The sequence below is a fragment of the Neisseria sp. HMSC068C12 genome (assembly GCF_001814095.1).
GTDB lineage: Bacteria > Pseudomonadota > Gammaproteobacteria > Burkholderiales > Neisseriaceae > Neisseria > Neisseria perflava.
In genome coordinates, this window is sequence record NZ_KV814808.1 from 1 (window position 1) to 26,661 (window position 26,661).

25 protein-coding genes and 1 tRNA gene are annotated in these 26,661 nt (G+C 48.2%); 21 read left to right on the top strand and 5 right to left on the bottom strand.

Annotated features, from left to right (window positions below; translation table 11 throughout):
* Positions 1 to 181: 181 nt before the first annotated feature.
* From hpnD to apaG, 6 genes are all read left to right on the top strand, one after another.
* Entirely contained in the window at positions 182 to 1,030 is an 849-nt protein-coding gene (gene hpnD, locus HMPREF2952_RS03865) for a presqualene diphosphate synthase HpnD (RefSeq protein WP_004520626.1), read from the top strand.
* Positions 1,027 to 2,334, top strand: coding sequence for a hydroxysqualene dehydroxylase HpnE (gene hpnE / locus HMPREF2952_RS03870; RefSeq protein ID WP_070695300.1), 1,308 nt, complete (start codon positions 1,027 to 1,029; stop codon positions 2,332 to 2,334). Before hpnD ends, hpnE begins: the two co-directional genes overlap by 4 nt.
* 95 nt (positions 2,335 to 2,429) lie before the next feature.
* Positions 2,430 to 3,149, top strand: coding sequence for an SDR family oxidoreductase (locus tag HMPREF2952_RS03875; protein ID WP_003682583.1), 720 nt, complete (start codon positions 2,430 to 2,432; stop codon positions 3,147 to 3,149).
* A 187-nt stretch (positions 3,150 to 3,336) separates the two neighbouring features.
* Positions 3,337 to 4,293, top strand: a complete 957-nt coding sequence (thiL, locus tag HMPREF2952_RS03880) for a thiamine-phosphate kinase (RefSeq protein WP_004520628.1) — start codon at positions 3,337 to 3,339, stop codon at positions 4,291 to 4,293.
* Entirely contained in the window at positions 4,286 to 4,774 is a 489-nt protein-coding gene (locus HMPREF2952_RS03885) for a phosphatidylglycerophosphatase A family protein (RefSeq protein ID WP_039862448.1), read from the top strand. The genes thiL and HMPREF2952_RS03885 overlap by 8 nt, the downstream gene beginning before the upstream one ends.
* 98 nt (positions 4,775 to 4,872) lie before the next feature.
* A complete protein-coding gene (gene apaG / locus HMPREF2952_RS03890; RefSeq protein ID WP_004520630.1) occupies positions 4,873 to 5,241 on the top strand; it encodes a Co2+/Mg2+ efflux protein ApaG in 369 nt (122 codons plus the stop codon).
* A 63-nt stretch (positions 5,242 to 5,304) separates the two neighbouring features.
* Here the strand turns inward: apaG and HMPREF2952_RS03895 are convergent, their stop codons facing one another.
* Entirely contained in the window at positions 5,305 to 5,601 is a 297-nt protein-coding gene (locus HMPREF2952_RS03895; RefSeq protein WP_004520632.1) for a DUF2288 domain-containing protein, read from the bottom strand.
* Between the two features lie 270 nt (positions 5,602 to 5,871).
* Here HMPREF2952_RS03895 and HMPREF2952_RS03900 point away from each other — a divergent pair, with 270 nt between their 5' ends.
* The 4 genes from HMPREF2952_RS03900 to HMPREF2952_RS03915 all read left to right on the top strand — a co-directional run bounded on the left by HMPREF2952_RS03900 (position 5,872) and on the right by HMPREF2952_RS03915 (position 10,138).
* Positions 5,872 to 6,597, top strand: coding sequence for a metal ABC transporter ATP-binding protein (locus tag HMPREF2952_RS03900; protein ID WP_188208635.1), 726 nt, complete (start codon positions 5,872 to 5,874; stop codon positions 6,595 to 6,597).
* 76 nt (positions 6,598 to 6,673) lie between these two features.
* Positions 6,674 to 7,549: a metal ABC transporter permease gene (locus HMPREF2952_RS03905; protein WP_003747573.1), complete on the top strand. Its 876-nt coding sequence runs from the start codon at positions 6,674 to 6,676 to the stop codon at positions 7,547 to 7,549.
* 79 nt (positions 7,550 to 7,628) lie between these two features.
* The gene (locus HMPREF2952_RS03910) at positions 7,629 to 8,534 is read left to right on the top strand and encodes a metal ABC transporter solute-binding protein, Zn/Mn family (RefSeq protein WP_049323129.1); all 906 of its coding nucleotides are present in this window, start codon (positions 7,629 to 7,631) and stop codon (positions 8,532 to 8,534) included.
* A 266-nt stretch (positions 8,535 to 8,800) separates the two neighbouring features.
* On the top strand, positions 8,801 to 10,138 hold the full coding sequence (locus HMPREF2952_RS03915; RefSeq protein WP_049344650.1) for a sodium-dependent transporter: 1,338 nt from the start codon (positions 8,801 to 8,803) through the stop codon (positions 10,136 to 10,138).
* A 127-nt stretch (positions 10,139 to 10,265) separates the two neighbouring features.
* Here the strand turns inward: HMPREF2952_RS03915 and HMPREF2952_RS03920 are convergent, their stop codons facing one another.
* A complete protein-coding gene (locus HMPREF2952_RS03920; RefSeq protein WP_004520636.1) occupies positions 10,266 to 12,242 on the bottom strand; it encodes a TonB-dependent copper receptor in 1,977 nt (658 codons plus the stop codon).
* Between the two features lie 339 nt (positions 12,243 to 12,581).
* On the opposite strand from HMPREF2952_RS03920, the gene HMPREF2952_RS03925 reads away from it, so the two are divergent.
* Complete coding sequence (locus tag HMPREF2952_RS03925; protein ID WP_004520637.1) at positions 12,582 to 13,355, top strand: FadR/GntR family transcriptional regulator; 774 nt, start codon at positions 12,582 to 12,584, stop codon at positions 13,353 to 13,355.
* Positions 13,356 to 13,465: 110 nt separating this feature from the next.
* Positions 13,466 to 14,656, top strand: a complete 1,191-nt coding sequence (locus HMPREF2952_RS03930; RefSeq protein ID WP_070695302.1) for an amino acid aminotransferase — start codon at positions 13,466 to 13,468, stop codon at positions 14,654 to 14,656.
* Between the two features lie 94 nt (positions 14,657 to 14,750).
* Here the strand turns inward: HMPREF2952_RS03930 and HMPREF2952_RS03935 are convergent.
* Positions 14,751 to 14,826: transfer RNA gene (locus HMPREF2952_RS03935), tRNA-Arg, on the bottom strand.
* Positions 14,827 to 15,111: 285 nt separating this feature from the next.
* Here HMPREF2952_RS03935 and HMPREF2952_RS03940 point away from each other — a divergent pair.
* Complete coding sequence (locus HMPREF2952_RS03940; protein WP_070624823.1) at positions 15,112 to 15,978, top strand: c-type cytochrome; 867 nt, start codon at positions 15,112 to 15,114, stop codon at positions 15,976 to 15,978.
* Between the two features lie 216 nt (positions 15,979 to 16,194).
* Positions 16,195 to 17,532: a phosphoglucosamine mutase gene (gene glmM / locus HMPREF2952_RS03945; RefSeq protein WP_004520640.1), complete on the top strand. Its 1,338-nt coding sequence runs from the start codon at positions 16,195 to 16,197 to the stop codon at positions 17,530 to 17,532.
* Positions 17,533 to 17,625: 93 nt separating this feature from the next.
* Here glmM and lolA read toward each other — a convergent pair whose 3' ends face one another.
* Complete coding sequence (gene lolA / locus HMPREF2952_RS03950) at positions 17,626 to 18,246, bottom strand: outer membrane lipoprotein periplasmic chaperone LolA (protein WP_004520641.1); 621 nt, start codon at positions 18,244 to 18,246, stop codon at positions 17,626 to 17,628.
* Between the two features lie 289 nt (positions 18,247 to 18,535).
* Between lolA and HMPREF2952_RS03955 the strand changes: the two genes are divergently transcribed.
* The 4 genes from HMPREF2952_RS03955 to HMPREF2952_RS03970 all read left to right on the top strand — a co-directional run bounded on the left by HMPREF2952_RS03955 (position 18,536) and on the right by HMPREF2952_RS03970 (position 22,337).
* Positions 18,536 to 19,366: a ferritin-like domain-containing protein gene (locus tag HMPREF2952_RS03955; RefSeq protein ID WP_070624822.1), complete on the top strand. Its 831-nt coding sequence runs from the start codon at positions 18,536 to 18,538 to the stop codon at positions 19,364 to 19,366.
* Between the two features lie 15 nt (positions 19,367 to 19,381).
* On the top strand, positions 19,382 to 20,326 hold the full coding sequence (locus HMPREF2952_RS03960; RefSeq protein ID WP_070695303.1) for a cation diffusion facilitator family transporter: 945 nt from the start codon (positions 19,382 to 19,384) through the stop codon (positions 20,324 to 20,326).
* Positions 20,327 to 20,395: 69 nt separating this feature from the next.
* Entirely contained in the window at positions 20,396 to 21,046 is a 651-nt protein-coding gene (locus tag HMPREF2952_RS03965; protein ID WP_004520645.1) for an HAD family hydrolase, read from the top strand.
* 97 nt (positions 21,047 to 21,143) lie between these two features.
* Positions 21,144 to 22,337: an amino acid aminotransferase gene (locus HMPREF2952_RS03970; RefSeq protein ID WP_004520646.1), complete on the top strand. Its 1,194-nt coding sequence runs from the start codon at positions 21,144 to 21,146 to the stop codon at positions 22,335 to 22,337.
* Positions 22,338 to 22,402: 65 nt separating this feature from the next.
* Here the strand turns inward: HMPREF2952_RS03970 and HMPREF2952_RS03975 are convergent, their stop codons facing one another.
* Positions 22,403 to 22,816: a YqaA family protein gene (locus tag HMPREF2952_RS03975; RefSeq protein WP_004520647.1), complete on the bottom strand. Its 414-nt coding sequence runs from the start codon at positions 22,814 to 22,816 to the stop codon at positions 22,403 to 22,405.
* A gap of 274 nt (positions 22,817 to 23,090) precedes the next feature.
* Here HMPREF2952_RS03975 and HMPREF2952_RS03980 point away from each other — a divergent pair, with 274 nt between their 5' ends.
* From HMPREF2952_RS03980 to nhaC, 3 genes are all read left to right on the top strand, one after another.
* On the top strand, positions 23,091 to 24,314 hold the full coding sequence (locus tag HMPREF2952_RS03980; protein ID WP_004520648.1) for a sugar MFS transporter: 1,224 nt from the start codon (positions 23,091 to 23,093) through the stop codon (positions 24,312 to 24,314).
* Positions 24,315 to 24,406: 92 nt separating this feature from the next.
* Positions 24,407 to 25,030 (top strand): alpha/beta fold hydrolase, encoded by a 624-nt coding sequence (locus HMPREF2952_RS03985; RefSeq protein ID WP_004520649.1) that lies wholly within the window; start codon positions 24,407 to 24,409, stop codon positions 25,028 to 25,030.
* 180 nt (positions 25,031 to 25,210) lie between these two features.
* Positions 25,211 to 26,590, top strand: a complete 1,380-nt coding sequence (nhaC, locus tag HMPREF2952_RS03990) for a Na+/H+ antiporter NhaC (protein ID WP_039862424.1) — start codon at positions 25,211 to 25,213, stop codon at positions 26,588 to 26,590.
* Positions 26,591 to 26,661 lie beyond the last annotated feature (71 nt).

The window sequence follows — 26,661 nt, forward strand, 5'->3', positions numbered from 1 at the left end:
TGCTGGTGGTGATGCTGCTGGTTTCGATCTTGGCGACGTAAGATATTAGGCCGTCTGAAAGATACTTAAGATTAGCTTTCAGACGGCCTTGTTGTAAGATGAATTTTTGATATTGGCGTACTTTTTTAAATACAGATAAAATCCCTGCTAATTATTTATAACGATATTTTTAGGATACACAGTGCTTGCTTTGGATTATTGTCATCAAAAGGTTGCCGAAAGCCATTCCAGTTTTTTATCCGGCTTTCGTTTTTTATCGGTAGAAAAACGGAATGCGATCACTGTTTTATACGCTTTTTGTCGCGAACTAGACGATGTAGTTGATAGCTGTACCGATCCAAATGTAGCTCAGATAACGTTGAACTGGTGGCGCAGTGATTTGGAGAAAGTGTTTAATAATGAGATGCCTGAGCATCCCGTTCATCAGGCTTTAAAAGATATTCGGGAAAATTTTGACTTGCCGAAGAATGAATTTGAGGCCTTGATTGATGGCATGCAGATGGATTTGGAGCAGGCTCGTTATGGTAGTTTTGATGAATTAAAGCTGTATTGTCACCGTGTTGCCGGAGTTGTGGGGCGTCTTATTGCGCGGATTTTAGGTTTTTCCAATCTGAAAACTTTGGAATATGCGGACAAAATGGGCTTGGCTTTGCAGTTGACGAACATTATTCGTGATGTGGGCGAAGATGCGCGACAAGGAAGAATTTATCTGCCGATAGAGGAAATGCAGAAGTTTGACGTACCTGCCAACGTAATTATGCAGTGCAAACCGACAGAAAATTTTGCACAATTGATGCAGTTTCAAGTGAATAGGGCGCGTGAAACTTATCGTGAAGCGATGTTGCTTTTGCCGGCTGAGGATAAGAAATCACAAAAAGTCGGCCTGATTATGGCGGCTATTTATTATGCGTTGTTGAATGAAATTGACCGTGATGGTGCGCAAAATGTGTTGACTTATAAAATTGCGATTCCTTCTCCCCGTAAAAAACGTATTGCTTTGAAAACTTGGCTGTTTGGATTTAAACCATGAAGACTAAGCGTCCAAAAATTGCTGTAATTGGTGCCGGTTGGGCAGGTTTGTCTGCGGCGGTTTCCCTGATTCATCGAGCCGATATTTCTTTGTTTGAGGCTGGGAGACAGGCTGGCGGTAGGGCGCGTAGCATAGCTGGGAAAGATGGTGGATTCAGCTTTTTGGATAATGGGCAGCATATCTTGTTGGGTGCGTATCATGGTGTTCAAACTTTGATGCAACATATCGGCGTTCAACCTGAATCAGCCTTTTTACGCCAGCCTTTGCGATGGTACATTCATGAGGGATTGCAGTTTCAGACGGCCTCTCTGCCTGCGCCTTGGCATTTGCTTGTCGGTATCCTGCGTGCTAAAAATCTTTCTTTTTCATTGAAAATCAAATTGCTGTCGGATATGTCGGCATTGCAACGTTGGGCTGATCATCATAAAACCGATTTGACGGTTGCAAAGTGGTTGAGAACACGAAATGTTCCGCGCAGCCTGCTTGGGCAATTTTGGCAACCTTTGGTTTGGGGTGCTTTAAATACGCCGTTAGAACAGGCATCGTTGCGCATTTTATGTAATGTATTGAATGATGGCGTGTGGTCTGAAAAGGCGAACAGCGATTATCTTTTGCCTAAGCAGGATTTAGGGCGGATCGTAGCCGAACCGGCTTTGGATTTTCTGCACAAGCATGGTGCAGAAATACATCTTGAAACTCGTATTTCCCATTTAAACCATCATATCGATGGCCGAGTTGAAATCAATGGCGAAGTATTTGATGCGGTTGTTTTGGCTATTGCACCATATCATGTTGACGCACTTCTGCCTGAAGATACGCCTGACTATATTCAGACGGCCTATCAATCGTTGCATTACCATGCGATTACTACGGTTTATTTGCGTTATGCACAAGCAGTCAAACTACCTGAGCCTTTAACGGGATTTTTTGATGGTGCGGCGCAATGGGTGTTACATCGGGGGGCGTTGGGTTTGCCGGATAATGAAGTCGCGGTCGTCATCAGCGTTTCCGATTACACCGAGGCACGGAAGGATAAAGATTTAGCCGAGAAAATTCATGCGGACATTAAGCGGATTTGTCCGGATTTGGGTACGCCTGAAGCCGTACGCATTATTACTGAAAAACGCGCGACTACGGCGGCAACGGTTGATTTTGTACAACCTGATTTCTCATGGTTGCATCATCGCCGTATTTATCCAGCCGGCGACTATCTCCATCCGCGTTATCCGGCAACATTGGAAGCTGCGGTTCAGTCGGGCTTTGCTGCGGCTGAAAAACTTATGCTGGATTTGCGGGTTGAATAAACTGAGGCCGTCTGAATGTTCAGACGGCCTTTTTGACTTTACAAAACTTACCAAGCCGATACAATATCCAAAACCATAAAGTTCAAGGAAAAGTCATGACGACATTAGCGAACAAAACCATCTTGATTACCGGCGCATCCCAAGGCTTGGGCGAGCAGGTTGCCAAAGCCTATGCGGCTGCCGGAGCGACTGTCATTTTGGTGGCGCGTCATCAAAAGCGTTTGGAAAAAGTATATGATGCCATTGTGGCTGCGGGCAGCCCTGAGCCGTTTGCCATCTGCTTTGATTTGATGAGCGCGGAGGAGAAAGAGTTTAAGCAATTTGCGGAGACTATTGATGAAGCGACCGGCGGAAAATTGGATGGCGTGGTACATTGTGCCAGCTATTTCTATGCCTTGTCGCCATTGGATTTTCAAACCGTATCGGAATGGGTCAACCAATACCGTATCAACACCGTTGCGCCTATGGGTTTGACCCGTGCGCTGTTCCCATTGTTGAAGCAATCCGAAGATGCTTCTGTGATTTTTGTCGGCGAAAGCCACGGCGAAAAACCGCAAGCCTATTGGGGCGGTTTCGGTGCCTCCAAAGCTGCGCTCAATTATTTGTGTAAAGTGGCCGCGGACGAGTGGGAACGTTTTGACAACCTGCGTGCCAATGTTTTGGTGCCGGGCGCCATCAATTCGCCGCAACGTATTAAATCGCATCCGGGCGAATCGAAAAGCGAACGTAAAAACTACGAAGATGTCCTGCCGCAATTTATTTGGTGGGCAAGTCAAGAGAGCAGGGGGCGGACAGGCGAAATCGTCTATCTGTAAATCTACCTGCTCAGAGTGGTTTGAGAACATGAGGCCGTCTGAAATCTATATTTTCAGACGGCCTTTAACTTATTGAGTTTTATATCTAAATAATGTTGAAGTGTAATGTTTGACGTTTTAGCAGGCAAACATCAGGCTGGCACAAAATTAGATATAGTAATCTAAGTTATAGTTGTATTGGATAAATATGACGGAATTTGACTTTATCAGACAATATTTGCAGCGACAAAAATCGGAAGGTTTGATTTTGGGCATAGGGGACGATGCCGCTATTATTCGCCCAAGTAACGGATTTGATTTATGTTTTAGCGCTGATATGTTGGTTAAGGGCAGACATTTTTTTGAAGATGTTTCACCTGAAGATTTGGCATGGAAAATGCTTGCAGTAAACTTATCCGATATGGCCGCTATGGGTGCCAAACCACGTTGGGTGTTGCTCAGTGCTGCGCTGCCTGAATTGAATCAAGACTGGCTCAAACGTTTTTGCGATAGCTTTTTTGCTTTGGCCGCGCGTTTTGATACGGTGTTGATTGGTGGCGATACCACCAAAGGCGATTTGGTCTTTAATGTAACAATAGTAGGTGAAGTTCCGACAGGGAATGCCCTGCGGCGTGATGCGGCCGAAGTCGGCGACGATATTTGGGTATCGGGTCGGTTGGGTTTGGCTGCCGCTGCTTTGAACAAACATCTGGGGCATTATCAATTACCGTCTGAAATCATGGCAGTTTGCGATGATAAATTGCTCCGTCCGGAACCGCGCGTTTCATTGGGGCAGGCATTGTTGCCGTTTGCCCATGCCGCGCAAGATGTTTCAGACGGCCTGGCTCAAGATGTGGGGCATATTTTAAAAGCCTCTGCTGTCGGGGCGGAAATATTTGCCGATTGTGTGCCGTCGTTGCCTGAATTGAAAAACGTTTTGTCGCGCGAACAATGGTTGTCGGCGGTATTAGCCGGCGGCGATGATTACGAACTGATTTTTACTGCTGCTCCAGAAGATAGGGAACGCGTTTATCAGGTAGCGGAACAAAGTGGCGTACCGGTCGCCCGAATTGGTAAAATGACTGACTCAGGCCGTCTGAATATTTTGGATGCCGAAGGCGGCGTATTGGAACTGACTTCTTTAGGATTTGATCATTTTGGCTGAACGTAAACCTACTTTTTCTTGGCTGTTGCACAAACCATTGTGTTTTTTAGGATTCGGTTTTGGCAGCGGCTTGTCGCCGGTTGCTCCGGGTACGGCCGGAACGCTGGCAGCATTACCTCTGGCTTTTGTATTGTGCCTGTTGGGCATAGACGGCTGGATATTGCTTTTATTGTGTATCGCCTTGTTCTTCTGGGGTATCCGCATTTGCGGTTATACCGAGAGGGAGCTGGGTATTCAGGATTACGGCGGTATCGTCTGGGATGAAATTGTCGCGATGCTGTTGGTGCTGTCGCTGATTCCGTTTAAATGGAGCTGGTGGCTGGCGGCTTTTGTTATTTTCCGCTTGTTTGATGCGTTGAAACCATGGCCGATAAAATGGTTTGACCAATGGATTCATGGAGGTTTAGGCATTATGCTTGATGATTTGATTGCGGCTGTGATGACCTTGATGGTCTTGGGCCTGTTTTATTGGATCGCGTGATGCGTTTTAAGTGTTTCGACCCTTTGCAAAAATAGGGCGGGCACGCCGGAATTATCCGGATATTGAAATAAAATAAATACCATACGGGGTAAACAATTATGAATGAAATCGAGATTAACGTGGAGCCGCGTTATATGGCCGGTCAGAGCGACGTCTATCGCGACCGTTACGCCTTCAATTATCTGATCACCATCTGCAACCGCAGTGATAAAATCATTACTTTGCGTCAGCGTTTTTGGGAAATCACCGACGGACACGGTGAGACAGAGCAGGTCGGTCATGTTGGCCTGATTGAAGAGCAACCTGTTTTGTACCCGGGCGAAGCCTATGAGTACAACAGCGGTTCGCAAATCAGCACGCCTTGGGGCAGTATCGAAGGCGCGTATGAGTTTGAAGACAGCATCGGCAAACGTTTCGTTATCGGGGTGCCGAAGCTTGAATTCAAAGCAGGCTTTACTTTGCAATAGGTCGTCTGAAAAATAAAACCGGAACATGGGAAATGTTCCGGTTTTATTTTTCAGACGACCTTATCAGTCTTTGCAAGGCTGTACCAATACCCACGGCGCTACGACAACCGCCCACATTTCCTGCTTATCCGCTAAAAATGTGCGTGCCATATCATCGCTGATGGCACCGAATTTGCCTTGTTCCATCCATTGTTTCAATGGCGCGGCTTCATCTTCGGCAACATGACGGGCGACGGCAATCAAATCCAAATCGGGCGCAACATAGACGGCGGCACCGCGTGCGAAGTGGGGTTGCAGCTCTTCCCATGAAATGCGGGCGGTTTCGGTATTGAGTTTTTCGTTTAAGAGTGGAATAGACATAGGACAATCATCAAATAAAAAACGGATTGTAACCGATATTCGGCCTTTTGCCCGATGCCGTCTGAAAACGAAAGAAATTTACAGGGTTAACGTTATACAGTATCATTTTAATGTTTTAATTTTCTTTCAGACGGCCTGTTGTCCGTATTTGGACAAGGGCGGTTTTAGGCTTATGAATTCTGTATTGTTGACCGGATTGCTGCAAAGGCTGCTGATTGCGCTTGTCGCATTGGCGGCGTTGTGGGCTGTATATTTTTGGGCGGTATCGCCATGAGTATCGTGGTGGAAAATCTGACGGTCAGCTATCAGCGCAGGCCGGTGGTGCACCATGTCGATATGGTGTTTGAAGATGGCAAAATGTGGACGATTTTCGGGCCGAACGGCGCGGGTAAATCGACCCTGCTCAAAGCCATTATGGGCTTGCAGAAGACGGATACGGGCAGCGTGCGCTATGAAAATATGGCACGCAAGGATATTGCCTATCTGCCGCAGCAGTCGGACATTGACCGCAGCCAGCCGATGACGGTGTTTGAACTGGCAGCGATGGGGCTGTGGTATGAAATCGGCTTTTTCGGGCGTGTGAACGCGGCGCAGAAAAAGCGCGTGATGGTGGCTTTGGAACGCGTGGAAATGCAGGATTTTGCCACGCGCCAAATCGCGCACTTGTCCAATGGCCAATTCCAACGCGTATTGTTTGCGCGGATGCTAGTGCAGGATGCCAAATTTTTGCTGCTGGATGAGCCGTTTAACGCGGTGGATGCGCGGACGACTTATGCGCTGTTGGAAGTTTTGCGCCAGTGCCATCAGGACGGTCAGGCAGTGATTGCCGTGTTGCATGATTACGAGCAGGTGCGGGCATATTTTGCCAACACGCTGCTTTTGGCGCGTGAAAAAGTGACAGCCGGTGCGACGGAAAATGTGTTGACCGATGAATTTTTGGCACAGGCCAACCGAATGATGCAGAAGCAGGAAGCGGCCGATTGGTGCGCGGTTTAATGGACAAGGCCGTCTGAAAGTAAGTGTTTTTCAGACGGCCTCAGGCTTTCAGAGATTAATAAAAAAGCGATAAAACATGGATTTATATGATTTGGTCGTCGCGCCGTTCGTCGAATTCGACTTTATGCGCTATGCCCTGGCGTCGATTTTCTGCCTGGCATTGAGCGCGGCGCCTGTCGGTGTATTTTTGGTGATGCGCCGCATGAGTTTGGTGGGCGATGCCTTGAGCCATGCGGTTTTGCCCGGTGCGGCCATTGGCTATATGTTTGCCGGTTTGAGTTTGCCTGCGATGAGTGTTGGCGGTTTTGCAGCCGGTTTGCTGATGGCTTTGTTGGCCGGTTTAGTCAGCCGGTTTACTTCATTGAAAGAAGATGCGAACTTTGCCGCATTTTATTTGAGCAGCCTCGCCATCGGTGTGGTTTTGGTCAGCAAAAACGGCAGCAGCGTCGATTTGCTGCATTTGCTGTTTGGCTCGGTCTTGGCGGTGGATATTCCGGCTTTGCAGCTGATTGCCGTTTCTGCAAGTGTCACTATTTTGCTGATGGCGGTCATGTTCCGCCCGCTGGTGTTGGAAAGCATAGACCCTTTGTTCCTCAAGGCTGTCGGCGGTAAGGGCGGCTTTTGGCATGTGTTGTTTTTGGTACTGGTCGTGATGAATCTGGTTGCCGGTTTTCAGGCATTGGGTACGCTGATGTCGGTCGGTTTGATGATGTTGCCGGCGATTACTGCCAGACTGTGGGCGAAAAGCATGGGTTGGCTGATGATTTTGTCGGTCGCATTGGCTTTGCTTTGCGGCTTGGCAGGATTGTTGTTTTCCTACCATATCGAAATCCCGTCCGGCCCGGCGATTATTTTATGCTGCGGCACGCTTTACCTGATTTCCGTCGTGTTCGGTTGGGAAGGCGGCATTTTGGCAAAATGGCTGCGCCGCAAGAAACACCGCACGGCATGATTTTTCAGACGGCCGCTTGAATAATCAGACAGTCTGTCTTATGATGATGTTAATGTTACGTTATATCACTGGAGAGAATATGAAACATTGGAAACTCGGCATCGTTGCCGCATTATTGACCGGTGCCGCTTATGCCGCTCCGTTGCCTGTTGTCACCAGCTTCAGCATTTTGGGCGACGTGGCCAAACAGATTGGCGGCGACCGCGTGGCCGTTCAAAGCTTGGTGGGTGCCAACCAAGACAGCCATGCCTACCACATGACCAGCGGCGACATCAAAAAAATCCGCAGCGCAAAATTGGTATTGCTCAACGGCTTGGGCTTGGAAGCCGCCGATGTACAACGCGCAGTTAAACAAAGCAAAGTGCCTTTCGCCGAAGCGACCAAAGGCATTCAGGCTTTGAAAGCAGAAGAGGGCGGCCATCATCATGACCACGATCATGAAGGCCATCATCACGATCACGGCGAATTTGACCCGCACGTTTGGACCGACCCCGTCTTGATGGGTACTTATGCGCAAAACGTTGCCAATGCGCTGATTCAAGCCGACCCTGAAGGCAAAACCTACTATCAGCAACGTTTGGGCAACTATCAAATGCAGCTGAAAAAATTGCACAGCGATGCGCAGGCTGCCTTTAATGCCGTACCTGCCGCCAAGCGTAAAGTCTTGACCGGACACGATGCGTTCACGTACATGGGCAAACGCTACAATATTGAATTCATCGCCCCTCAAGGCGTGAGCAGCGAAGCCGAGCCGTCTGCCAAACAAGTGGCTTCCATCATCCGTCAAATCAAACGCGAGGGCATTAAAGCCGTCTTTACCGAAAACATCAAAGACACGCGCATGATTGACCGTATCGCCAAAGAAACCGGCGTCAATGTCAGCGGACGTTTGTATTCCGATGCACTGGGTGGCGCACCGGCCAACAGTTACATCGGCATGTACCGCTACAATGTCAAAGTTTTGACTGATGCCATGAAAAAATAAAACGGTTTCAAGATAAAGGCCGTCTGAAACTTGGAAACAAGGTTTCAGACGGCCTTTTATATGCTTATTTTTAAAACAAATCGTCAAATTTAAAATATAAAAATTAGTTTTGTGCTATTAAAAGCTTAATTATCAAAAATTCATGCCAATTTGCTTGATAAGTACGCACCATCCGTGCGAATTGCTTATCGGCTGTCCGTCAGCCACTCACGGCTTGACTTCACCCTGTTACAATTCGGCATCTTCACGTTTCTTAAACTTACATCATGAGCAATCATTCGTCTTGGTCATCCAAAATCGGCTTTGTGCTTGCTGCGGCAGGCTCGGCCATCGGTTTGGGTGCAATTTGGAAATTCCCTTATACAGCCGGTACCAACGGCGGCGCCGTATTCTTTCTTTTGTTTTTGATTTTCACCATTTTGGTGGCTTTACCGGTTCAACTGGCTGAGTTTTACATCGGCCGTACAGGCGGTAAAAACGCCATTGATTCCTTTAAAGTATTGCGCCCGGGTTCGCAGTGGCCGTGGGTCGGCCGCATGGGTGTGGCCGCGTGTTTTATTTTGCTGTCGTTTTATAGCGTGGTCGGCGGCTGGGTATTGAACTACGTCGTGCACAGCTTTACCGGTGAAATTCATGCCGGCGCAGACTTTGAAGCCTTGTTCGGCAACACGATTTCTTCACCGTTTGGTTCGCTGTTTTACCAAGGCTTGTTCATGCTGATTACCATTTGGGTGGTTAAAGGCGGCATTTCAGACGGCATTGAAAAGGCAAACCGCGTGTTGATGCCGGGTTTGTTTATCCTTTTTATCGCGCTGGCTATCCGTTCGCTGACCTTGCCCGGCGCAATGGAGGGCGTGGCATTCTTGTTGAAACCGGATTGGTCGTATTTGAAACCGGGTACGATGCTGACTGCTTTGGGTCAGGCATTTTTTGCGTTGAGTATTGGCGTGTCCGCGATGATTACCTATGCCTCGTATTTGGGTAAGGATCAGGATATGTTCCGCTCCGGCCATATGATTATGTGGATGAACCTGTTTGTGTCGCTGCTGGCCGGTTTGGTGATTTTCCCTGCGGTATTTGCCTTCGGTTTTGAACCCGGCCAAGGCCCTGGTTTGATTTTTGTCGTGTTGCCTGCGGTCTTCATGAAAATGCCGATGGGTACGTATTTGTTTGCCGTGTTTATGCTGTTGGTTGTCTTTGCGACGCTGACTTCCGCGTTTTCCATGCTGGAAACCGTTATCGCGGCAACCATCCGCCAAGACGAGAAAAAGCGCAGCAGCCACGCTTGGGTAACCGGTATTGCGATTTTCATAGTTGGTATTCCTTCGGCGCTGTCATTTGGCGTTTGGGGCGATTTTAAGATTTTCGGAAAAACTATTTTTGATTTGTGGGACTTCATTATTTCTGCCGTCATCATGCCGATTGGCGCATTGAGCGTTGCCGTGTTTACATCATGGGTTCAGGACAAACAGTCTGTCCTGCGTGATGCGGGCATGGGCAGCACCATTCCGAAACAGCTGCTTTACCTGTGGTTGGGTGCGCTTCGCTATCTTGCGCCGATTGCGATTATTGTCGTGTTCATCAACTCTTTGGGTTTGATTTAATCCGATAGAGAGCAAACAGTCCGGCGTTGCATTGTTTCGCCGGACTGTTTGTTTAAAAACATCATTAAAAATATTAAGGCCGTCTGAAAATTTTTCAGACGGCCTTTTTATATACGCATGAGGCTGATTAGAACTTCGCTTGCAGTCTCAGCCATGCAGTACGGCCGGGTTCGTTCACGCGCATGGTTTGTGTACCGGCAGACGGGTCGCCGCCGCGGCTGACGAATTCAGCATAGTTTTTGTTGAACACGTTGTCCACGCCACCTTGTAATGTGGCGTATTTGCTGAATTTCCAACCAGCGTTGAGCGAGAGTACGCCAAAGCCCGAAGAAGCGCCGATGTCTTGGCCGACGATATTGCCTTGGCCTTTGCTGTAACGGTTTTGTTTGGCCACGACGCGCCATAATGCGCCCGCACTGAATTTGCCGTTGTCAAAGGCGAGGGTGTTGTTCCACTCGAGCGGTGGCGTTTGTGCCAAAGGTTTGCCGTCGGTACGGTTTTTGCCGTGGGTGTAGGCGAGGCTGGTGCCGACTTCCCAGTTAGGCGCAAATGTCCATTTGACTTCGGCTTCGCCGCCAAAGCGTGAAGCGTTGATGTTGCGCACGTTGAAAATCTTGTCTTTGCTCTCCATCATGATGAAGTCTTTGATGTCGCTGCCGAATACGGATACGGATGCGTGGAGATTAGGACGTTTCCAGATTACGCCTGCATCGATTTGGCGGTTTTGCTCTGCGCGGATGGCTTTGTTTTCAGAGTGCAGGCGTTCCCAGTAGTCAGGCGCGCGTTCGGCAATGCCGAATCCGGCATAGTATTTCAGACCGTTGTCCGTATTTCTTTCCCAACGCAGGAAGCCTGAGTTCAAATTGAATTTCTGATGTTTCAAAACGGGGTCGGTAACACGCGCGGTATCGTAATGCGCTTTGACTTGGTCATGGCGAAAACCTGCTACCCAGCGTTGATTGTCGGTTTGTTGCCAAGAGGCTTCGGTGAAAATACCCCATTGTTTGAAACTTTGGTTGGGCATGTAAGGCTTGTGGCTGTAGCCGTCGCCGCCACGCTCATGACGCGCGACGTGGACGTCGTCCAAATAATCCAAACCGGTTTGCAGGTTGAGCTTGTCCCAATCGAAAGTGGCTTTCAGACGGCCTGTATCGGTATTGCGTTTAGGGTTGTTGGCATTTTTAATCTGCTTGCCGGCAGGATTGTAGATGGTACGCAGGCTGTATGTGTCCATCACGTGGTCGATTTCGCTTTTACCGTAGCGCAGTTCCAACTCGCTGAACCATGGTGTGAGGTTGCGTTGGGTAAAACGGATATTCCACGCATCACGGTCGAATTTGCTGCCGTCCATCATGCGGTCGGCGTAGGCAACCTTGGCTCTGCTGCGCTCGTATGTGCCGGCAATGGTGGTGTTTTCTGTCGGAGTAACACCCAGTTGCAACATTTGGCTGTCGCGTTTGAAGTGGGAGTGAATGCGGTTGCCGTCGCCGTCTTTGTAATCGTCGGCTTCGTTATGGGAGATATTGGTACGGACATAGCCGTATTTGCCGCCGAACTCGGCTTCCAGCGAGCCGTCAAGGCGGTCGTTGCTGCCTGCTGTCAGGGTGGCGTTAATATTGTAAGGTTTCTCAGTGAAATCAGGATCTGTACGGATAAATTGCACTGAGCCGCTGACCAAACCCATGCCTTGGGTAACGGTTTGCGGGCCTTTAGTAACCACGACTTTATCAAATGAATTGGGGTGGATATAGGCAGTCGGCGGGTCCATGCGCATACCGCAACCGCCATAAATAAACTGATCGTCGGCATTGACGGAGAGGCGCGAGCCGCCCAAACCACGGAACAGCGGATCGCCCGAGCTACCTCCTTTACGGATGATGCTCATGTTGGGCACGGATTGTAAAAGGTCTGCCCCGTCTCCGGCAGGGAGGGGTTGCAAAGCAGCTTTGGGGTTGAAAGTAACGCGGTTGGCTTTTTGTTGTTGTGTGCCGGTGACGGTGACAGGGGAAAGGGTAACCGTTTCTTCAGGTGTAGGATCGGTATCTGCCCATGTTTGGGATACGGCTAAGGTAATGGGTAAGATAAGTAATGGTGGGTATTTCATATTGTTTCTCTCTATTATTAGGAATTATGTTAACTAATACCTAAGTATTATACATAAAGTCTAGTTAAATAGAAGCAGCGGGATTTTAATCTAAATCAATATTTTCAGATTTTGGGCGCATAGGTTGTTTATTAAGATTGGTCATACCAAAATATTGATTTGAAGGCATTGGTGAGGTTACTTGATAAAAATGAATGTGTTTGAATTAAACTGCTTGCGATGGGAAGAATGGCATTCCTTGACGAAAAAATAGGGGATTGATTAGAATGAGCGGCCAATTGGTCAATCCAATTTATGGCCGTTTGAATACAACTGTCCTTCAATCATCAGGAATACAACATGACGAAATTGGTTCGTCCGCAAAAAATCAGCGATCAGGTTTTAGCCGTTTTGGAAGAACGTATCGCGACCGGCATTTATGAAGAAGGCAGTAAATTGCCTCCCGAACGTACGCTTGCGGAAGAATTCGGCGTATCGCGTCCGTCAGTCAGGGTGGCATTGAATATCTTGATTGCCAAGCAGGTTTTGGAAGCGCGGCAGGGCGATGGCTATTATGTTTCCGTCAAGCCGCAGCAGGATTTTTTGCAAAGCTGGCAGGAGTTGCTCGGCAAACATACCAATTGGGAAACAGACGTATTCGATTTCAGTTGTCACGTTGAAGGCTGTATGGCGGCGCTGGCCGCCGAAAGACGGACTGACGCCGATTTGAAACGTATTGACTTCTGGCAGCAGAAGTTTGAAACGGCCTGTGAAAGCGGAAATTTGGAACATCAAGCCGAGGCAGACGTCAGTTTCCATCAAACTATTGCTGATGCCGCACACAATATCCTGTTCAGCCACCTTTCCAGCAGCCTGCTCAAAATGCTTTATCAGCAAACACGCAGCGGCATTATCTATATCCATCAAACCGAAGACCCGCGCCCGACGCTAATTGCCCAGCACCGCGCTATTTTTGAAGCCATTGCCCAGGCCAAACCGGCTGAGGCGGCGGAAGCGGCCAAACTGCATTTGAATTATGTCGCCCGCCGCATTTTGCAGGACAGGGAATATCAAAGCCGCAGCGAGCATGCGGATGTATTGGCACAAAACGATTTGAAACGAGTAGATTGGTAGCGTTTAAAAATAATCAGGCCGTCTGAATTTTTCAGACGGCCTGATTTTGCAAATAAGGCCTTTTAGTGCCACAATCTTCATTAATTCTGTCTGAAAACAAAGGAAGCACCATGTACCGTCATGTCGAGTATTATCCGGGCGACCCGATTTTGAGTTTGGTTGAAACCTTCAAACGCGACGAGCGTCCTGAAAAAGTCAATTTGAGCATAGGCATTTATTTTGATGACGAAGGCAAAATGCCGGTTTTGGAATCTGTCCGCCGGGCAGAAGCAGAGCGTGCGGCCGTACCGCGCCCCTCTCCTTATCTGCCGATGGAAGGTTTGGATACTTATCGGAGTGCCGTTCAGCGTTTGTTGTTTGGCAAGGATAATCCGGCATTGGCAGAAGGTAGCGTTGCGACCGTACAGACTTTAGGCGGCTCGGGGGCGTTGAAAGTCGGTGCCGACTTTTTGCGCCGTTGGTTCCCTGATGCAAAAGCCTATGTCAGCGATCCGACTTGGGACAACCATAAAGGCATTTTTGAAGGCGCAGGTTTTGAAGTGGGGACGTATCCTTATTACAACCCTGAAACCGTCGGCGTGAAATTTGAAGAAATGACTGCGTTTTTCAAAACATTGCCGGAAAACAGCGTCTTGATTTTGCATCCATGCTGTCAAAACCCGACCGGCGTAGATATGTCGAAAGCGCAATGGGATGAAGTGTTGGATATTATCAAAACGCACAAGCTGATTCCGTTTATGGATATTGCCTATCAAGGTTTCGGCGAAGATTTAGACAGCGATGCGTATGCAATTCGCAAAGCCGTCGAAATGGGTCTGCCTTTGTTTGTCAGCAACTCTTTCTCGAAAAACCTGTCGCTGTACGGCGAGCGCGTCGGTGGTTTGAGCGTAGTGTGTCCCAATAAGGAAGAAGCAGAGCTGGTGTTCGGACAGTTGAAATTTACCGTCCGCCGCATTTATTCCAGTCCTGCCGCGCATGGCGCATACATCGCTTCTGATGTGATGAACAGCGATGAGCTACGCGCTTTGTGGGAAAACGAGGTTTACGCCATGCGCGACCGCATCCGTGCCATGCGTCAGAAACTTTATGATGTTTTGACGGCCAAAATCCCCAATCGTGATTTCAGCTATTTCATCAAACAGCGCGGTATGTTCAGCTATACAGGCCTAACCGTAGAGCAGGTACACCGCCTGCGTGACGAGTTTGCCGTTTACCTGCTGGATTCGGGTAGGATGTGTGTGGCAGGATTGAATGCATCGAATATCGATTATGTGGCCGAAGCATTTGCCAAAGTGTTGTAATAGCCGTTCAATCTGAAATTGAATGTAGTTTTATTTGAAGTAAATCAAAAGGCCGTCTGAAAAATTTTCATCTTTCAGACGGCCTATTTATAATTGGCGCACCCAACAGGGATCGAACCTGTGACCTCCAGCTTCGGAAACTGACACTCTTCCAACTGAGCTATGGGTGCGAAAGCCGTAAGGTTAACGCATATTGGCTTTATTGGCAAAGTTTATCTTGAAAGTGTCTGAAAGTGGCATTGGCGGTCACTTTTTTGCATAGCTGGAATAATCAATTAACTACAAAGGCTTAGCAGAATTTAGATGGCCTTTTGAGGATTTTTGCGTATCTTTTTCTCAAGATGGATTGGAAAGCCTTTGCGAATTCAGTATAATCCAGCAAAATATTGTTAACTGCGTTTAACACATAAACTATAACTTACAGCACAACCTAACCTAACGGCGAGGCCTACCAAATGAAACAACTCCGCGACCACAAAGCCCAAGGCTCTGCATTGTTCACCCTTGTGAGCGGTATCGTTATTGTCATTGCAGTGATTTACTTCCTGATCAAACTGGCGGGAAGCGGTTCATTCGGCGATGTTGCCGAAACAACCGAAGCTGCGACTCAAACCCGTATCCAGCCAGTCGGCCAACTGAAATTGGGCGATGGTATTCCAGTCGGCGAGCGTCAAGGCGATCAGATTTTCAACAAAATCTGTATTCAATGTCACGCGGCAGACAGCATCGTTCCTAACGCGCCTAAATTTGAAAACAAAGGCGATTGGGCGCCTCGCATTGCACAAGGTTTCGATACCTTGTTCCAACACGCTCTGAATGGTTTCAACGCAATGCCTGCCAAAGGCGGTGCGGCTGATTTGACCGATCAAGAATTGAAACGCGCCATTACTTATATGGCCAACAAAGCCGGCGGTACTTTCCCTGATCCTGATGCCGCAGCTCCTGCCGATGCAGCCGCTTCCGGTGAAGCCGCTTCAGCTCCGGCGGCTGAAGGTGCAGCTCCTGCAGAAGCCCCTAAAGCAGATGTGGCCAAAGCAGATGACAAAGGTGTGGCAGCTCCAGCAGCCGGCGGTGCAGACGGCAAAAAAGTTTACGAAGCCAACTGCCAAGCATGTCACGGCGGCGCAGTTCCAGGTGTTCCTCATGTAGGTAAAAAAGAAGACTGGGCTCCTCGTATCAAACAAGGTAAAGACACCCTGCACAAACACGCACTCGAAGGCTTTAACGCAATGCCTGCCAAAGGTGGTAACGGTAGCCTGAGCGATGATGAAGTGAAAGCTGCAGTTGATTACATGGCTAATCAGTCTGGTGCTAAATTCTAAGATTTGATTTTGAATCTCGAATAGGAAGCGCATTCTGCAAAAGGATGCGCTTTTTTTGTGCAGGAAATCTGGATCTTGCTATAATACTGAAGTAGTAAATTATTCTCATGATCAAGGGTCGTCTGAAAGATTCAGACGGCCTTCGAATACAATCAAGATTCTTTTAAAGAAGTTCAACCATATTCACATACGACAAAACAACCACGGAGTTATCTCATGGCAAAAAAATATTTCGGTACTGACGGTGTGCGTGGCGAAGTCGGTCAGTTTCCTATCAATCCTGATTTTGTCTTGAAATTAGGCTATGCGGCAGGTCAGGTTTTGGTGCAGCACGAAGGCGAAATCAAACCAACCGTCTTGATCGGTAAAGACACGCGTATTTCAGGCTATATGCTGGAAGCTGCGCTGATTGCCGGTTTTACCGCCGCCGGTGTCAATGTTATTCAAACCGGCCCTCTGCCGACTCCGGGCGTAGCGTATTTGACCCGTGCTTTGCGTTTGTCTGCCGGTGTGATGATTTCTGCGTCCCATAACGTTTATTCTGACAACGGCATTAAATTCTTTGCCGAAGGCGGTGTGAAGTTGAGCGATGAAATCGAATTGGAAATCGAAGCCAAAATCGATGAGGAAATGAAAACACAGCCATCCAGCCGTTTAGGCCGTGCGCGCCGGATTAATGGTGCGGATGACCGCTATATCGAGTTCTGTAAATCCACTTTCCCAAGCCATTTGGACTTGCGCGGTCTGAAATTGGTGGTCGATACCGCCAATGGTGCGGGCTATGCAGTTGCGCCTAAAGTATTCCACGAATTGGGTGCGCAAGTAGTAAGCATCGGTGATGAGCCAAACGGCTACAACATCAATGAGAAATGTGGTGCGACCCATCCGAAAGCTTTGCAAGCGGCTGTGTTGCAAAATGAAGCCGATTACGGCATTGCCTTGGATGGCGATGGCGACCGTTTGATGATGGTTGACCGCAATGGCAAAGTGTATGACGGCGACAGCTTGATTTATGTGATTGCCAAAGCACGCGCGCACGAAGGCGTGGAGATCGGCGGCGTGGTGGGTACGGTAATGACCAATATGGCGATGGAAGTTGCTTTGAAAGAGCAGGGCGTTGATTTCTGCCGCGCCAAAGTGGGCGACCGCTATGTGTTGGAACAGCTCCACCAACGCGGTTGGCTGATTGGCGGCGAAGCCAGCGGTCATATTTTGTGTATGGACAAACACAATACCGGTGACGGCATCATTTCCGCGCTGCAAGTTTTGGCCGCATTGCAAACCTTGAATCAAGACCTTGCCACCGTTTGCGCCGATTGGCAGCCGTATCCGCAAACCATGATCAACGTCCGCATCAAAAAAGGCCAAAACTGGCAGGACGCTTCCAAAGAGGCTTTGGCTGAAGTGGAAAAAGAACTCGAAGGCAAAGGCCGCGTGGTCTTGCGCGCATCCGGTACCGAGCCTGTCGTGCGCGTGATGGTGGAAGCCAAGCAGGCAGACTGGGCGAAAAAAGGCGCAGAAAAAATTGCCGCGGCCATTCAAGGTCAAAAGTAACAGTGTGTTTGATTTTGAATTGAACTAAATAAAAGGCCGTCTGTTATAAAAGGCCGTCTGTTGTTCAGACGGCCTTTGTGTTTCATTAGAAGCTTAGTTGCTCAAGACATCAACGCCTTTAGGAGGGGTAAATTTGAACATACCGCTGGAAAGGTTAGGCTTGGTGTTCAAACCGCTGAAGCTGATGCTGGTTTGGTTGCCGAAGCTGTCTTTCAGCTGCATGGCGGCGAGGTTGTCGCCTTTGAAGCCGATGCGGATGTATTGATAGCCGGCGTTGTTTTTCTTAGGTGTAGCCAAAACGTAGTCGATACCGTTGGCAGAACCGTCTTCTTTCAGCGTGTAGCTGCTGTCCAATGCCGTTTTGTTGGAGAGGATGGCGGCAGGGCTGTCGCCGATGGTTTGGTCTTGTGAGGACTTGGTTACTTGTGCCAAATCTACGTCATAGAGCCAAATGGTTTTGCCGTCGCCGACGATGGTTTGTTTGTAGGGTTTGGTGTACTCCCATTTGAACAAGCCAGGGCGCAGGATTTTGAATGTACCGTGTGTGGTTTGGGTTTTCTTTTTGCTGTGAACGGTTTGGCTGAAGTTGCCGCTGATACCGTCGGCGTCATTATTGAATTTTTTCAGGGCGTCCACTGCGTCGGCTTGTGCAAAGCCGATAGCTGAAGAAAGCAGCGCGGCAGCGGTCAGGGTGAACAGTCGGGTAGTTTTCATGTTTTGGTTCCTTGTTCGGAGAGATGGGTTCAGTATAGACGTTATGGTGTAACAGACAAGGGGTTGAATGGAGGGTTTAATTTGTGTAAATATGAAAAATCCAATCAAGTGACTGAAATAATTTCATTTCTTCAGATGGCCTGCATTTGGTTTTGACGTTTTTTTAATGAAACGCATAAGGGCTTGGTGTGGTATTTAATGTCATTTTACGGAAAGCTTGAAATTATAGTCTTTCTGTTTGCTTTTTAAAACGGTTATAATATTTGTCTTTTTAAAACAATGGTTTTGTATGTATCTGAATCCTTATCCTTTATTGGAACAGGCTTTGCTGTCGGACAATCCGGATGAAAAGGGAAGGTTGACGCAGACCTTGTTTGCGCAGTTGGGCGAGGCGGAAGGTTTGACGGTTGAGGAGTCGAAACCCGTGGATTGCCGTTTTGCCGGACATCCGTTGCGTCCGCGTTTAGTTGCGCCTTCGGAGGTTACGCCGCGCAAGATGAATACGGTCGAAGGCTATGCGGCCATGTTGCATGCGATTGCGCACATTGAATTTAATGCGATTAATCTGGCTTTGGATGCGGCGTATCGTTTTCGCAATATGCCGTTTCAGTTTGTACGCGATTGGGTAAGGGTGGCGAAAGAAGAAGTGTTTCACTTCGGCTTGATGCGTGGCCGTCTGAACAGCTTGGGCTACGATTACGGCGATTTTGAAGCGCACGGGCATTTGTGGGATATGGCATATAAAACTGCTTACGATCCTTTGTTGCGCATGGCTTTGGTACCGCGGGTGTTGGAAGCGCGCGGTTTGGATGTCACGCCGGGTATTCGTGCAAAAGTGGCACAGCGCGGCGATGTGGAAACCTGCGATGTGTTGGATATTATTTATCGCGATGAAGTAGGGCATGTCGCCATCGGCAATCATTGGTATCAGCATCTTTGCCGTGAGCGCGGTTTGGAACCGGTTGCCTTGTTCCGCAGCCTGATTGCGCGTTACGATATGTTTATCTTCCGCGGTTACGTCAATATCGAAGCACGGGAACGCGCGGGATTCAGCCGTTTTGAGTTGGATATGTTGGAAGATTTTGAGAAAAGTTTGAAACAGGATAAAAAGGCCGTCTGAAACGGTAAAATCATTATGGCACATCATCACGATCATTCGCACGCGCACACGCATACCGCCAACAAGCAGGTATTGCGCATTTCATTTTTCGTTATTATCGGATTTATGCTGGTTGAGGCGGTCGGCGGTTGGCTGACCAACTCTTTGGCCCTGCTTTCCGATGCGGGGCATATGTTCAGCGATGCGTTTTCGCTGGGCGTAGCATTGTCGGCATTCAAACTTGGCGAGAAACAGACCACGCTGCAAAAGACATTCGGTTACAAGCGTTTTGAAATTTTGACGGCGATGTTTAACGGATTATCGCTGGTGTTGATTGCGGCGATGATTTTTTATGAAGCAGTCAAACGATTGTTTTATCCGCCGGAAATTTTGACGGGCGGCATGTTGGTGGTCAGTATCATCGGTTTGCTGGTCAACATCGGCGTCGCCGTTTATATGTTGAAGAATGGCGATACCGAAGAAAACGTCAATATGCGCGGCGCGTATCTGCACGTAATCAGCGATTTGTTCGGCTCGATAGGGGCGATTGTCGCAGCGGTACTGATGATGGCGTATGGCTGGCAATGGGCGGATACGGTTGCCAGCGTATTGGTGGCGGCTTTGGTAGGGTGCAGCGGCTGGAAGCTGTTTAAACAGACTTTGCACATTTTGATGGAAGGCGCGCCGGAAAACATCCATACCGATGAGTTGCTCAGCGTTATCCGCAATATGGAGGGCGTAAAATCCGTTCACGACTTGCATGTTTGGACGATTACCAGCAATATCCACGTTTTATCCTGCCATATTGTCGTAGATGGCAACATGACGGTTGCAGAGTCCGAACAAATCGCCTACCGCATCGAACATGAATTGGCGCATCATAACATCGGGCATTGTACGATTCAGATTGAAAGCGAACAGCATCCGCATAAAGATGAAGTTTTGTGTTCGCAGGAAATGCACGAACACCATCACCATTAACCATATTCAGGCCGTCTGAAACTTGTTGGATTGTTCAGACGGCCTTCTAAAATCATCAAAGGAATACTTATGACCCAAGCCGTATTATTCGACCTTGACGGCACGCTTGCCGATACCGCACTTGATTTGGGTGGTGCGCTCAACACGGTATTGCGCCGACACGGTTTGCCAGAAAAAAGCATGGATGAAATCCGTCCGCAGGCCAGCCACGGTGCGAGCGGTTTGCTCAAACTTGGTGCAGGCATTACGCCCGACCATCCGGACTATATGCAATGGCGTAAAGAGTTTTTGGATGAATACAGCCGCTGTTATGCCGATCAAACCATTTTGTTCGACGGCGTAAACGAAATGTTGGAAGCCTTAGTTCAACGCGGTATCCAATGGGGCATTATTACCAACAAGCCCATGCGTTTTACCGATGTCCTCGTGCCTAAGCTCGGGTTTGCCGCGCCTCCCGCCGTCATTGTCAGCGGCGATACCTGCGATGAACCCAAGCCCAGCGTGAAGCCTATGTTTTATGCGTGCGAACAGATTGGCGTTGAGGCGCAGCGATGTTTTTATGTCGGCGATGCCGAGCGCGATATGCAGGCAGGCAAAAATGCAGGAATGATAACCGTGCTTGCCGATTGGGGTTATATTTCTGCCGAAGACCAAACCGAAAACTGGTTCGCCGATTTCCGTATTGCCACACCTTTGGATTTGTTGGCAATCTTGCGTTAAAACCCTGTAATAATCCGTTTTCAGACGGCCTGAAACGGCGTAAAATTACACAAATTTGTATTTTTTCAACCGTTTTACACTTGTAAAGAGAAAAATCATGTTCTTCAAGCATATCGAAGCAGCTCCTGCTGATCCGATTTTAGGTTTGGGCGAAGCGTTTAAAGCCGAAACCCGTCCCGAAAAAGTCAATCTCGGTATCGGCGTGTACAAAGACGCATCCGGCGCAACGCCTATTGTCAAAGCCGTCAAAGAGGCTGAAAAACGCCTGTTGGAAAGCGAGACAACTAAAAATTACCTGACCATCGACGGCGTTGCCGATTACAACGAGCAAACCCAAATCCTGTTATTTGGTAAAGACCACGAAATCATTGCCAGCCGTCGCGCCAAAACAGCGCAAAGCCTTGGCGGTACAGGTGCATTGCGCATTGCGGCCGAATTTGTCAAACGCCAGTTGAACGCGCAAACCATCTGGATTTCCAATCCGACTTGGCCTAACCACAACGCCATCGCCAAAGCGGTCGGTATCCAAGACAAACCGTATCGTTACTATGATGCCGCCAAACACGGTTTGGATTGGGATGGCATGATTGAAGACTTGAGCCAAGCGCAAAAAGGCGACATCGTCCTGCTGCACGGCTGCTGCCACAACCCTACCGGCATCGACCCTACGCCCGAACAATGGGAAACTTTGGCAAAACTTTCTGCCGAAAAAGGCTGGTTGCCACTGTTTGACTTTGCCTACCAAGGCTTCGGCAATGGCTTGGAAGAAGATGCCTACGGCTTGCGCGTGTTCTTGAAACACAATACAGAATTGCTGATTGCCAGTTCTTATTCCAAAAACTTCGGTATGTACAACGAGCGCGTCGGCGCGTTCACTTTGGTGGCCGAAGATGAAGAAACTGCAGCCCGCGCCCACAGCCAAGTCAAAACCATCATCCGTACCTTGTATTCCAACCCAGCTTCACACGGTGCGAACACCATTGCGCTGGTGTTGAAAAATGATGATTTGAAAGCACAATGGATTGCCGAACTTGATGAAATGCGCGGCCGCATCAAAGCCATGCGCCAAAAATTTGTTGAGTTGCTCAAGGCCAAAGGTGCAACCCAAGACTTTGATTTCATTATCGAACAAAACGGTATGTTCTCTTTCAGCGGCTTGACTCCCGAACAAGTTGACCGTTTGAAAAACGAGTTTGCCATTTATGCCGTCCGTTCCGGCCGCATTAATGTTGCAGGCATTACCGATGACAATATCGACTACCTGTGCGAAAGTATTGTGAAAGTCTTGTAATTGTCGAATTAAAGGCAAAGGCCGTCTGAATCATTCAGACGGCCTTTATTTTTGACTGTGGAAACTTATCCGGCAACTATGTTCATTCCCCAATAAATCATGGCATAGCGCAGCAGTTTGCCTGCAATCAGAATGATGGCGCAATGCAAAGCATTAAGCCTGAGCCAGCCTGTGGCAAGGGGGAGGGCATCGCCGATAATCGGCAACCATGCAAATAATAGCGGCCAAATTCCCCATCTTTGTATACGCGCCAATACTTTTTCAGACGGCCTTTTCTTGGCCGGAAACATTCTGCCCATGTAATACGAAACCATACTGCCCAAGCCATTCGCCAAACCGGCACACAAACATGCGCCGAGGGCATGTTGCGGATATTGGTACACAAATGCGGCGTATGCCGCCTCGGATGTACCCGGAAGTAGTGTGGCTGAAGTGAAGGCAGAAGCAATCAGGGCAAGGTAAGCGTAAAGAGGTGGCATGTTTTGAGTTACATCAAGTGATATTGTAAAAAAGAAATAATAGGCTTAGTAAGAGGATTATGCCTTTATTTTTTAATCTAATAAAAGATAAATCCAATATTATTGAAATTTTTAAAATTAAACGTCTGAAGGATAATGTAGTCGGCTGTTAGAAAATAGTTTTCAAAGTGACGGATTATCAGTATGATACGGGCGGCTGTTAATGGGTGTTAAGTTTAATGAACTGATTTAAGCTCATTTTTCCAGCAAATCTTAACAAAACGAAAGGCAAATCATGTCTGCGCATTCACAACAAAATCATACTCCTGCGCTGGTTGTCCTAACCACACTCTTTTTCATGATGGGTTTCATTACCTGCATGAATGATATTTTGATTCCGCATTTGAAAGATATTTTCGACCTAACTTATGTTCAGGCGATGCTGATTCAATTCTGTTTCTTTACCGCTTATGCGATTATGTCGATCCCGATGGGCTATTTGGTCGGCAAAATCGGCTATAAAAACGGCGTGATTAGCGGCTTCGTATTGACTGCCATCGGCTGTCTACTCTTTTATCCTGCTGCTGGCAGTCATTCTTATGCAACTTTTTTGGGTGCATTGTTTATTTTGGCTTCAGGTGTAACACTGTTGCAAGTGGCGGGTAACCCTTATGTGACTTTGCTGTCCAAACCGGGTAAAGAATCTGCAACACTGACTTTGGTTCAGGCATTTAACTCTTTGGGTACGACCATTGCTCCGCAAATCGGCGCATTCCTGATTTTGGCTGATGCGACACAAACTGTCAGCAAAGCCGAGCAAATTTCTTCTGTTCAAATTCCATATTTAGGTTTGGCCGGTCTGCTGATTATTTTGGCTGTATTCGTCAAAATGATTCGTCTGCCTGACGCAAACAAAATTGCTGAAGAAGAGAGCGAACACAACCATGATGGCAAACACAGCGTATGGCAATACCGTCATTTGGTTTTTGGTGCGGCCGGTATTTTCTGTTATGTCGGTGCGGAAGTATCCATCGGTTCTTTATTGGTCAGCGTGTTGGGCTATCTGAAAGGTTTGGACCACGCATCTGCCGCGAAATATTTGTCGTTCTACTGGGGCGGCGCGATGGTCGGCCGTTTCTTAGGCTCTGCCATCATGGCGAAAATTGCGCCTAACCGCTATTTGGCATTTAACGCTACTGCTGCTGTTGCCTTGTTGGGCGTTGCTATGTTGGCAGGTAAAGCCAGTGCGGATATTGCGATGTGGGCATTGTTGGCTATCGGCTTCTTCAACTCCATCATGTTCCCAACCATTTTCTCTTTGGCAACCAAAGGTCTGGGTCGATTTACCAGCAGCGCTTCCGGCGTATTGTGTACTGCGATTGTCGGCGGTGCGGTTGTGCCTGTGGTACAAGGTTGGGCTGCAGATACTTACGGCCTGATGATTTCTTTCGTTGTATCGGCGATTTGTTATGTATACATCGTCTTCTTTGCTATAAAAGGCTATAAAGCTGACGAATAATCCATCATGATAAAAGGCCGTCTGAAACCTTATGGGATTTCAGACGGCCTTTTTACTTTGTGGCATAATGATTTAAATGACAGGAGGAAAAAATGGCCAAAATCATTTTGCTGCATGGCTTGCACATGCATTCATGGGTAATGAAACCGCTGGCGTATTTGCTGGAACAAGAAGGTTTTGAAGTTGCGCTGTTCGATTATTACAGTGTTTTGCATTCGATGAACCGACATGTTGAAGATTTGGCGCGATGGATTGATGAGAACCATGCTGATGAAACACTGCACTTTGTCGGCCATAGTTTGGGCGGGTTGGTCTTACGCAATTTTGCGGCTGCATATCCGAATAAAGTCAGCGGCCGTATCGTTACTATGGGTACGCCGCACCAAGGCAGCCGGGCTGCGCAACGTGTGCTCAATTTGGGTTTGCAAAAGCCGGTATTGGGCGGCTCGTATAAAGGCGCTTTGGACGGCAGTATGCCTGAATTGCCAGAATGCGTTGAGTTGGGCAGTATCGCCGGCAATAAACCGTATGGGCTGGGCCGTGTTTTAGGTTTGCATGGTGAACATGATGGTACGGTTTTGGTCAGCGAAACGCATTGTCCGAATATGCGTGATCATGTCGTTTTGCCTGTCAGCCATAGCGGTATGTTGTTTAACCGTAAAACGGTCGAGCAAGTGGTGGCATTTTTGCATGATGGACGTTTTAAAAAGCAATAAAATTTCATTTATTCTAATTTAAAAGTATTTAATGTTAATAATTTAATATATTTTAAAGAAAGTGTCGCAGTTTTACTGGAGCTGTTTTTATAAAATAACAGGCAGGCCGTCTGAGAATCGGGTTTCAGACGGCCTGTTATGCTAAAATCTGTTAAGTACTTATTTAAAAGGCAAAGAACAATGTTTGCTTTCAAATCCTTACTTAATATGCCGCGCTTTGAGGCCATTGCGGTGGCCTTAGCTTTGGTGGCAGCAATGGGTTATACGATTATTTCGCTTGAATGGCTGCCGCATATGTCGATTGTGACGGCGATCGTGGTCTTGCTTTTGTACGGTTTGATGCGTGGCTTGAAATATCAAGACATGCAAAACGGTATGATCGGCGCGGTCGGGCAGGGCATGGGCGCGATTTATCTGTTTTTCTTTATCGGCCTGATGGTCAGCGCGCTGATGATGAGTGGTGCGATTCCGACGCTGATGTATTACGGTTTCGGATTGATTTCGCCGACTTATTTTTATTTCTCGGCGTTTGCGCTTTGCTCGGTCATCGGTATTTCCATCGGCAGTAGTTTGACGACTTGTGCAACTGTCGGCGTGGCATTTATGGGTATGGCGGCTGCGTTTCATGCCGATATGGCGATGACGGCAGGTGCGATTGTGTCGGGTGCGTTCTTTGGCGATAAAATGTCGCCGCTTTCCGATACGACCGGTATTTCCGCTTCGATTGTCGGCATTGATTTGTTCGAACACATCAAAAACATGATGTACACCACTGTGCCTGCGTGGTTGATCAGTGCAGCATTGATGTTGTGGCTCTTGCCTAATGTTGCCGCGCATGATATGAACAGCGTCGAAGCTTTCCGCGCGCAATTGGAAGCAACCGGTTTGGTGCATGCCTATTCGCTGATTCCGTTTGCCTTGCTGGTTGTCCTCGCCCTGATGCGCGTCAATGCCATTGTGGCCATGTTGTTTACCGTTGTGGTGGCGCTGATTGTGACTTACTTCCATAGTACGCCTGATTTGAAACAGCTGGGCGCGTGGTTTTACGGCGGATACAAACTCGAAGGCGAAGCATTTAAAGACATTGCCCGTTTGATTTCTCGCGGCGGCTTGGAAAGCATGTTCTTTACGCAAACTATTGTGATACTCGGCATGAGCTTGGGCGGCCTGTTGTTTAGCATCGGTGTGATTCCGTCTTTGTTGGAGGCCATTCGTGCGTTCCTGACCAATGCCGGACGCGCTACTTTCAGCGTGGCCATGACATCGGTTGGTGTTAACTTCCTGATTGGCGAGCAATATTTGAGTATTCTGCTTTCCGGCGAAACCTTTAAGCCGGTTTATGACAAGCTTGGTCTGCATTCGCGCAACCTTGCCCGTACGCTTGAAGATGCGGGTACTGTCATCAACCCGTTGGTGCCTTGGAGCGTCTGCGGCGTATTTATCAGCCATGCCTTGGGTGTGCCCGTTTGGGAATATCTGCCTTACGCCTTCTTCTGCTACTTGAGCTTGGCTCTGACGCTGGTGTTTGGCTGGACAGGACTGACTTTGAGTAAGAAGTAAACAGCATTTAAAATAGCAATGCTTTTATAAAACAAGGCCGTCTGAAAACAACTTCAGACGGCCTTGTTTAC

Excerpts from the sequence above, each read along its gene's own strand:
- hpnE (WP_070695300.1), top strand. The coding sequence starts at position 1,027 with ATGAAGACTAAGCGTCCAAAAATTGCTGTAATTGGTGCCGGTTGGGCA.
- HMPREF2952_RS03875 (WP_003682583.1), top strand. The coding sequence starts at position 2,430 with ATGACGACATTAGCGAACAAAACCATCTTGATTACCGGCGCATCCCAA.
- thiL (WP_004520628.1), top strand. The coding sequence starts at position 3,337 with ATGACGGAATTTGACTTTATCAGACAATATTTGCAGCGACAAAAATCG.
- apaG (WP_004520630.1), top strand. The coding sequence starts at position 4,873 with ATGAATGAAATCGAGATTAACGTGGAGCCGCGTTATATGGCCGGTCAG.
- HMPREF2952_RS03895 (WP_004520632.1), bottom strand. The coding sequence starts at position 5,601 with ATGTCTATTCCACTCTTAAACGAAAAACTCAATACCGAAACCGCCCGC.
- HMPREF2952_RS03900 (WP_188208635.1), top strand. The coding sequence starts at position 5,872 with ATGAGTATCGTGGTGGAAAATCTGACGGTCAGCTATCAGCGCAGGCCG.
- HMPREF2952_RS03905 (WP_003747573.1), top strand. The coding sequence starts at position 6,674 with ATGGATTTATATGATTTGGTCGTCGCGCCGTTCGTCGAATTCGACTTT.
- HMPREF2952_RS03910 (WP_049323129.1), top strand. The coding sequence starts at position 7,629 with ATGAAACATTGGAAACTCGGCATCGTTGCCGCATTATTGACCGGTGCC.
- HMPREF2952_RS03915 (WP_049344650.1), top strand. The coding sequence starts at position 8,801 with ATGAGCAATCATTCGTCTTGGTCATCCAAAATCGGCTTTGTGCTTGCT.
- HMPREF2952_RS03920 (WP_004520636.1), bottom strand. The coding sequence starts at position 12,242 with ATGAAATACCCACCATTACTTATCTTACCCATTACCTTAGCCGTATCC.
- HMPREF2952_RS03925 (WP_004520637.1), top strand. The coding sequence starts at position 12,582 with ATGACGAAATTGGTTCGTCCGCAAAAAATCAGCGATCAGGTTTTAGCC.
- HMPREF2952_RS03930 (WP_070695302.1), top strand. The coding sequence starts at position 13,466 with ATGTACCGTCATGTCGAGTATTATCCGGGCGACCCGATTTTGAGTTTG.
- HMPREF2952_RS03940 (WP_070624823.1), top strand. The coding sequence starts at position 15,112 with ATGAAACAACTCCGCGACCACAAAGCCCAAGGCTCTGCATTGTTCACC.
- glmM (WP_004520640.1), top strand. The coding sequence starts at position 16,195 with ATGGCAAAAAAATATTTCGGTACTGACGGTGTGCGTGGCGAAGTCGGT.
- lolA (WP_004520641.1), bottom strand. The coding sequence starts at position 18,246 with ATGAAAACTACCCGACTGTTCACCCTGACCGCTGCCGCGCTGCTTTCT.
- HMPREF2952_RS03955 (WP_070624822.1), top strand. The coding sequence starts at position 18,536 with ATGTATCTGAATCCTTATCCTTTATTGGAACAGGCTTTGCTGTCGGAC.
- HMPREF2952_RS03960 (WP_070695303.1), top strand. The coding sequence starts at position 19,382 with ATGGCACATCATCACGATCATTCGCACGCGCACACGCATACCGCCAAC.
- HMPREF2952_RS03965 (WP_004520645.1), top strand. The coding sequence starts at position 20,396 with ATGACCCAAGCCGTATTATTCGACCTTGACGGCACGCTTGCCGATACC.
- HMPREF2952_RS03970 (WP_004520646.1), top strand. The coding sequence starts at position 21,144 with ATGTTCTTCAAGCATATCGAAGCAGCTCCTGCTGATCCGATTTTAGGT.
- HMPREF2952_RS03975 (WP_004520647.1), bottom strand. The coding sequence starts at position 22,816 with ATGCCACCTCTTTACGCTTACCTTGCCCTGATTGCTTCTGCCTTCACT.
- HMPREF2952_RS03980 (WP_004520648.1), top strand. The coding sequence starts at position 23,091 with ATGTCTGCGCATTCACAACAAAATCATACTCCTGCGCTGGTTGTCCTA.
- HMPREF2952_RS03985 (WP_004520649.1), top strand. The coding sequence starts at position 24,407 with ATGGCCAAAATCATTTTGCTGCATGGCTTGCACATGCATTCATGGGTA.
- nhaC (WP_039862424.1), top strand. The coding sequence starts at position 25,211 with ATGTTTGCTTTCAAATCCTTACTTAATATGCCGCGCTTTGAGGCCATT.